General features: G+C 41.1%; 8 protein-coding genes. 3 read left to right on the top strand and 5 right to left on the bottom strand.

The annotated features are described in order from the left end of the window. Positions 1 to 64: 64 nt before the first annotated feature. From MJX77_RS03580 to MJX77_RS03565, 4 genes are all read right to left on the bottom strand, one after another. Entirely contained in the window at positions 65 to 1,684 is a 1,620-nt protein-coding gene (locus MJX77_RS03580) for an ABC1 kinase family protein (RefSeq protein WP_252060571.1), read from the bottom strand. Between the two features lie 12 nt (positions 1,685 to 1,696). After that, the gene (locus MJX77_RS03575) at positions 1,697 to 2,365 is read right to left on the bottom strand and encodes a ubiquinone biosynthesis accessory factor UbiJ (protein ID WP_252060570.1); all 669 of its coding nucleotides are present in this window, start codon (positions 2,363 to 2,365) and stop codon (positions 1,697 to 1,699) included. 11 nt (positions 2,366 to 2,376) lie between these two features. Beyond that, complete coding sequence (gene ubiE, locus MJX77_RS03570) at positions 2,377 to 3,324, bottom strand: bifunctional demethylmenaquinone methyltransferase/2-methoxy-6-polyprenyl-1,4-benzoquinol methylase UbiE (protein WP_005301878.1); 948 nt, start codon at positions 3,322 to 3,324, stop codon at positions 2,377 to 2,379. Positions 3,325 to 3,471: 147 nt separating this feature from the next. Further along, positions 3,472 to 4,179, bottom strand: coding sequence for a DUF8198 family protein (locus MJX77_RS03565; RefSeq protein ID WP_005301881.1), 708 nt, complete (start codon positions 4,177 to 4,179; stop codon positions 3,472 to 3,474). Positions 4,180 to 4,386: 207 nt separating this feature from the next. Here MJX77_RS03565 and pap point away from each other — a divergent pair, with 207 nt between their 5' ends. After that, entirely contained in the window at positions 4,387 to 5,805 is a 1,419-nt protein-coding gene (pap, locus tag MJX77_RS03560) for a polyphosphate:AMP phosphotransferase (protein WP_111855618.1), read from the top strand. Between the two features lie 22 nt (positions 5,806 to 5,827). Here the strand turns inward: pap and MJX77_RS03555 are convergent, their stop codons facing one another. Then, positions 5,828 to 6,334 (bottom strand): hypothetical protein, encoded by a 507-nt coding sequence (locus MJX77_RS03555; protein ID WP_005301888.1) that lies wholly within the window; start codon positions 6,332 to 6,334, stop codon positions 5,828 to 5,830. Positions 6,335 to 6,503: 169 nt separating this feature from the next. Here MJX77_RS03555 and MJX77_RS03550 point away from each other — a divergent pair, with 169 nt between their 5' ends. Both MJX77_RS03550 and MJX77_RS03545 read left to right on the top strand, forming a co-directional pair. After that, entirely contained in the window at positions 6,504 to 10,139 is a 3,636-nt protein-coding gene (locus MJX77_RS03550) for an exodeoxyribonuclease V subunit gamma (RefSeq protein WP_252060569.1), read from the top strand. Positions 10,140 to 10,142: 3 nt separating this feature from the next. Further along, positions 10,143 to 13,841 (top strand): UvrD-helicase domain-containing protein, encoded by a 3,699-nt coding sequence (locus MJX77_RS03545; RefSeq protein ID WP_252060568.1) that lies wholly within the window; start codon positions 10,143 to 10,145, stop codon positions 13,839 to 13,841. Positions 13,842 to 13,889 lie beyond the last annotated feature (48 nt).

Here is a 13,889-nt window from a genome sequence, read left to right as displayed (position 1 = left end):
ATTTTTTTTGAAAATTAAAGTTTTTACATAAAAAAATCCCTTGTGCGGGCAAGGGATTTTAAACTTATTTCAATATACGCCAAAGCGCTAATAAACTGCTTAGCACAATTAAAATAATAGAAACAAACCAAGGACTAATAATCGCGATGGTGAGTAAAATCAGCATGCTACTACCGAACATCCAACTGCGGCGTTGTTGATGTTCCATTTGCAAACGAAGTTGCTGCATTTCGCGTAACTGACGGTCTTGCCAAGCAGACTGATTTTTTAAACCATTTAAACTGTCAACAATTAAGCTTGGGAAATCTTGAGCACCTAAAAGCAGGTCAGGTAATTGCTGTCCTAACTCTTTTATATTTTTGACTGGGTTCATGTTGGCCTTGACCCATTCAGTCAAAATTGGTTTTGCCAATTTCCAGATGTCGAGCTGCGGGTAAAGATCGGTCCCTAGGCCTTCGACATGCACTAAAGTTTTTAGCAACAACATAAGTTGTGGTGGAATCTCTAAATGGAAGCGACGGGCAATATCCATCACTTGAATCAAGATGCCAGCAAAATCAAGTTGATCCATTGGCTTAGACACCATTGGCCCAACCGTGCGACGCATTTCACGCGATAGCGCATCTTGGTCTGTACCCGGTGGAATCCAGCCCGCTTGATGCACAATTTGAATGAGCTGCATAAAGTTGCTGTTCATTACAGCAAGCAACATGCGGGCAATGGTCATCTGGTCATGCTTAGACAACTCGCCCATAATTGCACAGTCGAGTGCAATAAAGCGTGGATTGCTTGGATTAATTGTTTCTACAAAGACATTGCCGGGATGCATGTCGGCATGGAAAAAGTTATCGCGGAATACTTGCGTAAAGAAAATGGTTAATCCTTTTTCTGCAAGTTGTGCGCGGTCCATGCCTAGACGGTCAAAGGTTGCCGTATCTGAAATAGGAACACCTGTAATGCGCTCTGCCACCATGACATCTTTGGTGTCCATGTAGACTTCAGGCACATACATCATGGTTGAGCCAGTAAAATAATGGCGCATACGACGAGTGTTATCTGCTTCGATACTCAAGTCCAGCTCATTTAAAATAATCTGGCGGTAATCTTGAATAATTTCAGAGAGATGCAAGGCACGAGCAGCTTCAAGGCGGCTTTCTAGTGTGTTGCCTAACCATGCCAAAATTTCAAAGTCTTGCAAAATTTGGTTGCGAATGTCGGGGCGAGTCACCTTAATAACGACTTCACGACCATCGTGCAAAGCAGCAGTATGAACTTGTGCAATTGAAGCAGCAGCTAATGGCTGGTCATCAAATCGTGCAAACAAGGTATTTACGTCAGCTTTTAATGATTCTTGAATACGTTGTTTGGCAACATTGCTATCAAAAGGTTTTACCTGATCTTGAAGTAAGACCAATTGAGCGAGTATTTCAGGTGGAATTAAATCACGTCGAGTTGACAGTAATTGTCCAAGCTTAATTGCAAGCGGCCCCATCTCTTCCAAAGCTTCTTTGAGCTTTAAAGGATTTTTACGTTCGCGACTAGACCATGCAGCTGGGTGCATTTTAATAACACTTAATGCACGTTGAGCTTTAACTGGTAATTCATCCGCAGGGAACAACGTATCGAGTCTATAGTGCGCTGCAATACGCCAAAGTTCGAGTAAACGTGAAACGTGCGGAATCATATACAGTCTTACCTAGTCTTGAGAGGGTTGTAGTTGTGTGTTGAGTTGCTGCAATCTTGCTTCTAGACGGTCAATGTCTTGATTAAGCTTGCGAGTTGCTTGAGTTAAATCGTCCATTTCCCAACGAGGGGCAAATAGACCGCTATCTTCTTTTAATGCGTCTTCTGCAAAAAATAGATGACTTTGAAGAGAGCGTTTTAAATGTTTTGGTGCAAGTTGAATCTTGCCAATTTCGTGGGCGAGTTGAGGACCGACCCATCTGGATAAGTGCGAAGCTAAATCTGGTTCAGCTTGCTGCATAATCTTTTGAATATCCTGTAGCAGGTGGTAATCACCTTGCAATGGGATATTGCCAATCTGATCTGGATCGCTGACCAACAATTTAATCAGTTCGACGACATCTTTAACATGCAAAGTTGCTGTTGCTTCAGAAATTTTGAATTGCGCATCAAAAGGGCGTTGTTCAAAAATAGAAGGCTTTTCACTGTGCCCTGTTGCAGTAGGTTCAAGTCGTACTTTTTCTTGGTCAAAGAATACATCGACAGAAAGCTGCGGACTATCAAGCACAACACGCAGCATTTTGTCCTGTAACTGATTAAGCTGAATGCGTGTAACCGCATCCAGATCGATCAGATGATGAATGATACGTTCGACTGCACCGAGTGCCAGAATCGACCACATATCGTTATCCCTTACAGTTTGAAGCCACGGTGAACGGCAACGATACCAGCAGTAAGGTTGTGATAGTCACAGTTCTGGAAGCCAGCATTTTCCATCATACCTTTTAAGGTGCGTTGGTCTGGATGCATACGAATTGATTCAGCCAAATATTTATAACTTTCTGAGTCATTCGCAACCAATTTACCCATAATCGGTAAAGCAGTGAATGAATAGAGGTCATAAAGTTTTGAGAATGGCTCAAATACAGGTTTAGAAAATTCAAGAATAAGTAAACGACCACCTGGCTTCAACACACGGAACATAGAAGCAAGCGCTGCATCTTTATCTGTCACGTTACGTAAACCAAAGCTAATGGTGAGTAAGTCAAAGCTGTTATCTGCAAAAGGCTCTAAAGTTTCTGCATTGGCAAGTACGAAGTCAACGTTGGTACAGCCTGCATCAATTAGGCGGTCGCGACCAACATTAAGCATAGATTCGTTAATGTCTGAAAGAACGACATGGCCTTGAGGACCAACTTCACGGCTAAATACTTTTGCTAAGTCGCCTGTACCACCAGCAATATCTAACACGTGTTGACCACGGCGTACGCCAGACATGTTAATTGCGAAGCGTTTCCATAGGCGGTGAATACCAAATGACATTAAGTCATTCATCAAGTCATATTTGCTTGCCACCGAGTGGAATACTTCTGCAACTTTTTGAGCTTTATCTTCAGTTCTAACTGTTGAATAACCGAAGTGGGTGGTTTCACCAACGTTGCCAGTATTGCCAGCACCACGAGGTAAATTATATTTCGGTACAGAACCATTAACCGGTGTGTCGGTTAAGGTTTGTTGTAAAGATTGTTGTTGCCCTTGAGGGGTACCTGACGGTAAAGGTGAGCTTAGGAATGGGCTAACTTTGTCTGAACTTTGTGCCTGCTCAGTTGGAGATGTTGGCTTTTGGTTTTCGTTAGACATATTGTCTCTCCTAGACTCAAACTCAAGTGAAACGGAATAAGTTCTGCATGATGACAGATTTTGTCTATTTTTACAGGCATCATCATGCAAATATAATGAATAAAATCTCAACTTCGTAAGGTTGATTTTTTCTCTGTGCCGACCTTATCACACTCTAAACGGATTCGGATGCCCTGAATGTACATTTTCAATAATTTGGCGTTCTTTTTCAGTAAAAGTCCTGATAAAGTTCTCGGCTGATTTTAACGGTTTCATCGCACTAAAACCATCTTGGATAAAATCATACATCAATTCGAAGTGATATTTTTGGGCAATGCCTTTACACATTTTAAAAGCCGTAAACATCATAAATGAGCGCATGTATTTATCGAGTGCTGCGCCTAAATCATCAAGAAGAGCAAGCTGTTGATAACGAGCTTCTGCCTGATCAAGCTTGATTAAGGTTAAACGCATAATCTCATCAGTGAGTACTGTATCTGCTGGATAGTCCTCAAGAAGCTGCATAGCTACTTGCTCATCAAGTTGAGTTGCAAGTACAGCTAAACTTACCGATTTAGTGCCAGTTTTAATTGCATTTTCAGGCAATACTTTTTCGGCTTTATGGGCATATTTTAATAAGCGTTCAATTTGAGCCGCCAGAGCATCAAACTCTGGACCACCATATAAACGATTTAAAAAATACTCTGACATGAGTTTATGTTCAGGCAAGTTAAAAAAGTCGTGATGTGTATCTTTCATCCGCTCTTTTAGCCATGTTTGTACATCTTGCAAACGCTGGGCAAGCACTGGATTATCGTGATAATTAAATGTTTTATATTGTTGTAAAAGATCATCAAAAGCAGCGAGTTTAGACATTTAAGGCTCTAATTGGGCTATTTGCAAAAAATCATAAGAGGCATTGTAACCTTGTACTATGGCGAGTAGATGTAAAAAAAATGATTCATGCGTCAATTCTTAGACAGATTTTTGTCGCAATGACATAATTTGTATAGCAATTCATCATTTAACCGCATAAGTTAAAGATCATCGAAATTAAACAATAAAATATTAGAGCCGTGGACTATGAGTGAACAACAACCAAAATTTGAAATTCGAGATGAAGAACAGCTTTCAGTTGACTTGATTGAAGCACAATATGCGTTAAAAGAAAGTCGGGGAAAACCCAACGCTAAAAGCACACTCATTTTAATGAGTGGTATTGAGCTGGCAGGTAAAGGGGAAGCGGTTAAGCAGCTTCGTGAGTGGTTAGACCCTAGATATTTGCGAGTCAAAGCAGATGCGCCACGTGTGCTGACAGATACAGAAGCATTTTGGCAATCTTATTCGGAGTTTATTCCTACCGAAGGTCAAATCGTGGTGATGTTTGGTAATTGGTATAGCGATTTGCTCGTAACAGCGACGCATGTGTCTGAGCCTTTAGATGAAGCACGCTTTGATGCTTATGTTGAAAATATGCGGGCATTTGAACAGGATTTGAAAAATAACTATGTCGATGTGGTTAAAGTCTGGTTCGATCTTTCATGGAAATCACTACAAAAACGTTTAGACAAAATTGACCCGTCTGAGCAACACTGGCATAAGCTTCACGGTCTAGATTGGCGTAATAAAAAACAATATGACACTTTGCAAAAGTTACGCCGTCGCTTTACCGACGATTGGTACATTATTGATGGCGAAGATGAAAAGCAACGTGATCAGTTTTTTGCTCAGTACCTTTTACAACACATGCGCCAACTTCCAGACCATGAAACTGAAGTTAAAGGAAAATGGCAGCAGGCAAAAATTCCAGAGAGTTTATTAAAGCCTTCTAATGAACCACTTGAAAAAGCCGAATACAAAAAAGAGCTCGATAAACTAAGCAAAAAAATTGCTGATGCAATGCGTTTCGATAAACGCAATGTCGTCATTGCTTTTGAGGGAATGGATGCTGCTGGTAAAGGAGGGGCAATTAAGCGAATTGTTAAAAACCTAGACCCGCGTGAATATGATATTCACTGTATTGGAGCACCTGAACGCTTTGAAGCACGACATCCTTACTTATGGCGCTTTTGGAACCGCATTAATGAAGCCGAGAAAATCACAATCTTTGATCGGACATGGTATGGGCGTGTACTTGTTGAACGTGTTGAAGGTTTTGCTTCACCTTTAGAGTGGCAGCGTGCCTATGACGAAATTAATCGTTTTGAAAGAGATTTATTTGATAGCCAAACGATTGTGGTAAAAATTTGGCTTGCGATTAGCAAAGATGAGCAAGAGCAGCGCTTTAAGGCTAGAGAAGAGACACCGCATAAACGTTTTAAAATTACCGCAGAAGATTGGCGTAATCGTGATAAGTGGGATGATTATTTAAAAGCGGCGGCAGATATGTTTGAGCGAACCAGTACTGACTACGCACCTTGGTATATTGTTGCAACTGATGATAAATATACGGCACGTCTAGAAGTATTAAGGGCGGTTTTAAAACAGCTGAGAGCAGATTAAGCTCTCAGCCATAAGGCATAGATTAATTTACAATGGTGGTGCGGCTTTTTTGCTGAATACGCTTTGCAAGATTGTAACTGTCAGTAAGATGCGTTTCTGCTATTTTTTTCATCATGAAATAGCCTAAACTAGCTGCTACAATTTGTCCGCCTAGCGGTATAAATTTAGTCACCTGTTTCGTTACGATTTTGCCAAAAAAGCCGTTAAATGTTTTTTTAACAGTCGTGCGTGCCACTACAAAGCCTGAAAATTCAAAACCACGTTTACGTAGTTCATCCCAGTGAATTGTTTTAGTTTTTGGGTCATAGACACTTACGTGTTCAGGGGCTAAACCGAAACGGGAATTGATATCTGGAATCAGGTACGACAAAATTCCTAAATCTATCACTACGTCAAAAAAAGGAATCGGTACAATTGCCGCGCCTGCTGAGACGTAAGCTCTTTTTTTGATGAGATCATGGCACTCATCGCGAATTTGTTCCAGATTTAGGCTAGGATCAATATAGTCAGGAATCTTGTCAATTTTCATAATGTCTACCTGTATAAATTTCTTGATGGCGTCATTCAAACCAAGTGTAAGTGACACCTGAAGTTAAATTATGCTGTGTTTAAACCAACGTGACATAGTCAGATTCAGTTGTATAGTAATGAATGTTTATGATTTTGTGCATAAATTATGCAAGCAGGAAATGAAATAAATGGGGATCCATGTTATTCAAAGTCAACGTATTGATGTGTTGTTGCAAGGTGTATTAGCGTCTACATCTCAAGCTTCAACGCATCCTTTACAGGTTTTGAAAACCCAACATTTTATTGTTCCAAGTCCTGCAGTCGAGCAGTGGCTGATACAAAAACTTGCAGAACAGCAAGGCATGAGTGCCAATTACCAGTTTCACCAACGAGTACGTGGCTTTCAGTGGTATGCCTACCAGCAAGTTTTAACTGCGCATAAAGAACAGGTCCGTAAAGCCAACATCCCACGTTTGATTTTTAAATGGCGGGTTCATCAGGCTTTGCATGAGTTTATTCAACCTGACACGATGAGCATAGACACATCACATCCTTTACATTCTATTGTTCAGCGTATTTATGACAGTGCAGATCGACTCGAACAAGGCATAGATAAACAATTAAAAAAACAAAAAATGTTGTACTGGGTCGCTGAGCAGGTTGCTGATTTATTTAGCAACTATATGATTTATCGTGGACAGTGCCAGCGTGGTTGTGAAAATGGTTGCACTTGTCCTGAAAACTGGTTGTCTGCTTGGGGGCAGGGTCGAGCACTTGATATTGAAAAATATATTGTACAAAAAGATGAAGAAGTGACTGCTTTTGCATTGCACCAAACTGAGGAGCTAGAACGCTGGCAGCGTTGGTTGTGGCAGCAACATTTTCATGATGATTTTGTGCAGATGCAGCAAATTGATGCGTTGTTCTGGCAAGAGTTAGATCATCCGGACCGTAGTAAGCGCGCTATTTCAAGATTACCTAATCAAGTAGTGATCTTTACGTTATTAGATTTGCCGCCAAGCCAGTTACAGTTCTTGCGCCGTTTAGGCCAATATATTGATGTCTTGATTTTGCATTATAACCCGTCACAAGAATATTGGGCCGATAGTGTCGATCCACTGTGGAAGCAGCGTTATGACCTAGGGGTAAAAGAGCGTTTTATTGCGAAAAACCCGAAGGCGACTGATGCTGAAATTAGCGATTTCTTTAATAAATTTACACTCAATTTTAATGCTGAAGCGCGTGAGTCCAGACATCCGCTTTTAACCAGATTGGGTAAACAAGCCCGCGACCACTTTTCACTATTATCGAATTTGTCTACGGGTGAAGAAGGTAAGTGGGTTGATGCTTTTGTGGATGATTTCCCAGAAAGTTTACTCGGTAAAGTTCAGTCAGATATTTTGCATTTAGTGGAGCCCCAAGCTAAACAATATGAGCTTGGCCCAGATGATGACTCTATCCAGATTCATGTTTGTCATTCGACTTTACGTCAACTTGAAGTATTAAAAGAGCAATTGATTGGTTGGTTGGCTAAACCGCATGAGCAGCCGCGCCGTCCAAACGATATTTTAGTTTTAGTTCCTAATTTGGCTGACATAGAGCCTTTAATTCGAAGTGTATTTCCCGCTACTGCCACTGAGCAAGGTGTACATTTGCCAGTGAAAATTGCAGGTGTTGCATCACTCGATGCACTGAATGCATGGCGTGCTGTAATTGGGCGTATTCAACTGATGCAGGGACGTTTTAGCTTTGATGATTTTGCTGACTGGTTAAGCTTACATGCGACTCAGCAACGTTACGAACTTGAATATGTTCAGGTTGAGCGAATTTTAAATTTACTCGCCGATGCAGGCTTTAAACGAGGGCTTGATGCAGAACATCTCAAGCGAAGTTTGTGTGAAGGGGATGATGATTATCGATATAGCTTTAAATTTGCCTTAGAACGATTGGCTCTTGGTATTGCCGTGCCTGTGCATGCGACATTTAATCAGGTGTTGAGTTATGCCAAAGTTCAACCGGGTGATTTTGAGCTGATTGGTACACTCATTCAAATTTATCAAGATTTGAATGAGCGCCGTGATTGGCTGACGCTGCATGAGCAGGGGAAAGTCTACACGGTTGAATATTGGCTTCAGGTATTGGGCAAAGATATTGTTGAGTTTGAACAGGTCGGTGTTGCTGCTTTAAAAGCTGTTCGAGAAATTGTTAAGAAACAAGAGCGAATGTTGACGCTCGCAAGCTATTACGCCGAGACAGAAACAGGAACTTTGCGCAAAATTACCTTACCCCTGCCTTATATTATTGAAGAAATTCAGCGAACTTTAGAAAGCCAAAGTGCACAAGCTGAACCAACAGGGCAGATTACCTTTGCTCAAATTGGACATATTCGGCCGTTACCTTATCGCTTAATGGTCATGCTAAATCTGGATGCAGGGCAATTTCCAAACCGTGATACCCATGTGCCATTTGATTTAATGGATGCACTGCGTCAACAGTTAGGTGACCGCTCTCGACTTGAAGATGATCAAGGTGCTTTTTTAGATGCTTTATTATTAGCCCAAGACAATTTATGGCTGTTTTATAACGGTTTTGATGTGAATGATGGTGAGGTACGAGAACCTTCCAGTATTCTTCAAGAGTTCCGTGAACACCTTGCCCTGATTGTGAAAGCTGAAGATGGTGTACCTGAGAACGTAGTTGTGGAAGGGATTGAGATTCCATCACAGTTAATACAACTCTATCACTTACATGACTTACAGCCCTTCGACCCGAAAGGTTTTACTGTAGAAAAAAGTGTTATCCGCTATCAAGATCACTGGTTTAAGGTCGCTTCACAAATTCAGCAAGTCTCAGGAAATCGTCAACCTTGGGCCAATACGACCTATCCGCTACAAGCCCCTGATATGCTGGTTTTAGAGAGCCAGCAGTGGATACAGGATGTGACGTTCCCTGCACGTTTATATTTGAAAACTTTAGGGGTAGAAAACTTAGGAAGTGTCGGAGTGCTCGACCAAAATGAACCGTTATTATTAGATGGTTTAGGGCGCTATACGATTCGACATTTTTTACAGCAATCTGAACAGCACGCACAACCAGAAGTATTAATTGATCAGTTGCCTGTAGGCAAAGTCAAATATAGCGCATGGCAACAAGGTGTGTTTGAGCAAGAATGTTTGCTTGAACGCCTTCACAATTATGCACCAGCAGTGACACCAACGACTCAGCGTATTTGGCGAATTGCTAAACAGCTTCATATGAATATTACGGTTCCGAAGTCTGAAACTCAGGATTGGGTGAGTATGGAGCCTTCAAGCGCCCGAGCAAAAAGACGTGCGAAAGTCTGGTTGGAACACTTACTTTGGTTAGCTTATTTGAATGAGGGAAGTGCAGGAGCTGAAAAACGTCGTATTGTGGTTTTTAGCGATCAAACTGTGATTTGTAGTGGGGTTAGTTCTGAGCAAGCTCGGCAATATTTACAGCCATGGTTTAAAATCTGGCGTCATGCACAGCAACAACCATTGGTTCTACCAGCAGCCTTATTATTAAAACCATTAGAAAAAGCCAAAGCATATCAGTGGGAAACAACAAATCAGGCAGAAAAAGCAAAACTGGATGAGAAGAGCTACACTGAGCTGTTAAAATACTGGAATGAAACAGGGTCATTTACCACAATGGATATGACTCAAAATGAAGCTTGCAAGTTGCATCGAGACTGGAGCTTTATTTTACAAGAACAAGATGCGCAAGCTTTGCTTCAACATGCTTGTGATGAGTTTGCATATGATTTGTATCATCCGGTTTTTCAATTTCAACATTCGGAGTAAGACATGAACTCAAGAGTACAGGTGTCTTATCAACCTATTATTGATATTGAATTTAGTGGCTTACACTTAATTGAAGCTTCGGCAGGTACAGGAAAAACCTATACCTTATCAAGTTTGATGGTCCGTATCTTTCTTGAAAAGTACTTGCCCCGACAAGTCATTGCGACCACGTTTACCCGTGCTGCCGCTGCTGAGTTAAAAAGTCGTATTCGCGCCCGTCTGGTCGAAACGTATCGTTACTTAGAGACCAAACGCAGTTTTACAGAACACGAATTAATGACGCAGGCTGAGCAAGAGCCTGACTTATTACTCCAACATATTTTAAAAAGCTTTGCGACGCGTATTGCATATGCGTGTGAACGTTTAAAACTGGTCATCGATCAGTTAGACGAGTTATTTGTCGGAACACTCGATAGCTTTAGCCAAAAATTGTTACGTGAGTTTGCCTTTGAGAGTGGCAAAATTGAACGTGCTCAAATTACTGATGATGCCAAAACTTATAGTCGACAACTAATTCATGATGTTTTGCGTGAATGGATACAGTCTCAACCTCAGACCGTGATTGATGCGTTGTATCTGGCAGGTGAGTTAAAAAGTGTCGATAGTTTTGTCAAACTTGTCGAAGACTCACTGAATTTTAGTTCTGCTCATTTTAAACTTCCTGAAAAACCAACCATTCAGTTTGAACAACTTGCTCAGCTCAAACAGTTGGCGACAGAAATTGACTTAAGCCTTTTAGAGAACTATTACCAGCTTGATGGCGAACACTATAAGCATGTGAGCGGCACAATATTTCGTAATGGGGCGTTTAACAAATTATTTAGCGAGTGCTTACCTCAGCTTTTGCAAGTTCTAACGCAAAGCGACAGCATTTTGGTTTTTGATGGGTCTTTGACTGTACAACGTGAGCTTGTTTTTAAGTTTTTAGGTCAACTTGCCGATCAGAAAGTTTTCAAGAAATGTCCTGCTGAAATTTCAGATGGTTTCTATCAGCATCCTTGTATTAAACAGATTCAACAGCTATTTGGCGTACTGAAAAATTACGCTGAGCAGTTCGACCAGCTTCATATTTTTTTAAAAGCCTATTTATGTGTTGAGGTTAAAAAACGTTTACCACAGGTTTTACAAAATAAAGGTGAAACTACTTTTTCTCAGCAAATTCGTACACTTTCTGAAGCTTTAAAAGGTGAACAGGGGCAGCGTTTTGCTGTATTTGTTCAGGCACGTTATCCCTTAATTTTGGTCGATGAATTTCAGGACACTAACCAAGATCAAGACGATATGCTGGCGAGCATTTGGCGTCATCCAGAGCGCTACCAAAAAGGTTGCATGATTATGGTGGGTGACCGTAAACAGGCGATTTACGGTTTCCGCGGTGGGGATATGCTCACCTTCTTAAATGCCTATAAAGATATTCAAGCTAAACATGGCCGTGAATATAAGTTAATTCATAACCATCGTTCCGTTGCTGATCTGGTTGAAGTGGTCGATGCCTTATTTCAACGACAAATTGATTTCGGCGAAGAGGTTCAATATGACCCAATTCGAGCGGGAACTCGGCCTCATCCTGTACTGATTGAGCAGAACAATCATAATCCTCATCCTTTACGCTGGCTCATGCTTAAAGATAAAGAAAGTGAGGCACAGCAAGTTGCTTGGAAGATTCGAGATCTACTCAACCAGTCACATGCTGGACAGCTATATTTTCAAAAAGAGGCTCAGACTCAAACCTTAAACGAAGATGATATTGCGGTATTGTCCCGTAATCATGATGGACTTGATAAAGTTCAATTTGAGCTAGAGTGTTTAGGAATTCGGGTTAACAGGCCATCGAAAAGAAGTGTTTTCGATTGCACAGTTGCTCAAGACGTTGGTGCTTTGTTGACTGCCATACTTCATCCTTACGATGAGGCAAAAGTGAAACGAGCTTTAATTAGCCGTCTATTTGCTATGGATTTAAAACAACTCTTGCAGCTTGAGCAGACAGCCGAAGGGTTAAGCCAGTTTATGACCGGTTTTGACGTCATTCGTGAGTTGTGGTCCGCTCAAGGCTTTTTAGTGGCATGGCAACAATGCTTAATCCAGTTTGATATATGGCAAAACTTGGTCGCTGCCCAAAGTAAAGATAATGAACGAGTTGTGGTGAACTTGCGTCATTTGACTGAAATTTTGAGTCAGCACAGTGAGAAATACTCAGGCGCGCAAAACCTCTATCATTGGTACCTCAAACAGTTGGGTTCTCCTCTGGATCGTGATTGGGAGTTAGAGCGTAAATTGTCGAGTGAAGCTGGTGTTCAGCTCATGACAATTCACCAGTCAAAAGGACTGGAATTTAAGATTGTATTTTTATTAGGTGCAGACAAGCCCTTTCGAGAAAATAACAAAACTCTGAATTTTTCGACCCAAGATGTAGTCCAACCAGACTCAAGTCAGACCTTGACTCAACGTGTCGTTGCGATTGCTGATAAAACTTATTTGAATGAAGTTGAACTTAAGCAACACGAAGAACGAGCGCTTGCTGAACAGAATCGCCTTTGGTATGTCGCTTTAACGCGAGCAAGCCACCGCGTCTATGCACTTTTACAAGATATTGACGGTAAATCAGTATCAGGCCTCGCGTTTTGGAAAAATAGGACTGAGCCTTTTCAACACCGTTGCTGTACGGATGAAATGGTTTTGGAGCAGATTCCACAGGCAATTCATTTAGCCAAACAAACAAGTATTATTCAAATACAGGCAGAACGGTTTCCTGAACAACGTTTTTATTCGAGAGGTAAAACCAGTTTCAGTTACTTGGCACAGCATTTAAAACATAAGGCTGGGACAGATTTATTGGCCAGTCAGAGCAATGATGCTGTGTTAGCAGAGGATGAGCTGGATTTAATCAACACTGCTGAAGCAATCAGTGCTCAGCCGATTGACTGGATCAAGAGTAACTTCCCGCGAGGAACGCTTGCTGGTAATTTTTTGCATGAAATCTTTGAGCATATCGATTTTCAGTGTTCAGATGACTGGGTAAGTGAAATACGTCGTCGTTTTAAAAATGACTATAGTAGTCTTTGGCAAGATTTACTTAATAAATATAACGAGAGCTTCCCAGAGCAAGAAGATGCCGAAAATCTGCTTTACCAGTCAGTTGCAGAGTGGCTGAAAGATATTTTGCGAACGCCGCTTTATCAAGGTTTCCGACTAAATCAGCTTCAACAAGAGCAGTATTTGTCAGAGTTTCCTTTTTATTTGGCGTTGTCAGATCGGGTTCTAGCGATGACACGTATTCAGCAGCTTTTCGCTGAGTATGGGTTGAATATGCCTGAATTACTTGAAGCACGTTCGGCACGTTACCTCAATGGTTCTATCGATTTAGTTTATTTTGATGGGCAGCGTTACCACATTGCCGATTATAAAAGTAATTACTTAGGTGATGATCTTGCAGATTATCGTAGCGATAGCATTGCCCAAAGCATGTCTTTAGCAAGTTATTGGCTACAGGCAGGTCTATATCTCGTTGCATTACATCGCTATTTGCAAGTCAAAATGCAGGATTACCAAATTGAGCAACACTTAGGTGGGGCAACTTATCTTTATTTACGTGGCATGAATGGTGAAGCTGAGCAGGGCTATTATTACTGGCAGCCTAGCATTGAGTTTATTCTGCGTCTTGATGCCATTTTAGGGTATTTTGCTGAGGATAAAATTGCATGAAAAATGCTGATAAAGTATGTAATTTTAATATTAACAAATATTTGGCAT

Source organism: Acinetobacter sp. AHP123 (genome assembly GCF_023757925.1).
Lineage (GTDB): Bacteria > Pseudomonadota > Gammaproteobacteria > Pseudomonadales > Moraxellaceae > Acinetobacter > Acinetobacter oleivorans.
The sequence above is the reverse complement of the archived record's forward strand: the minus strand, read 5'-3'. Positions and strand labels throughout refer to the sequence as shown.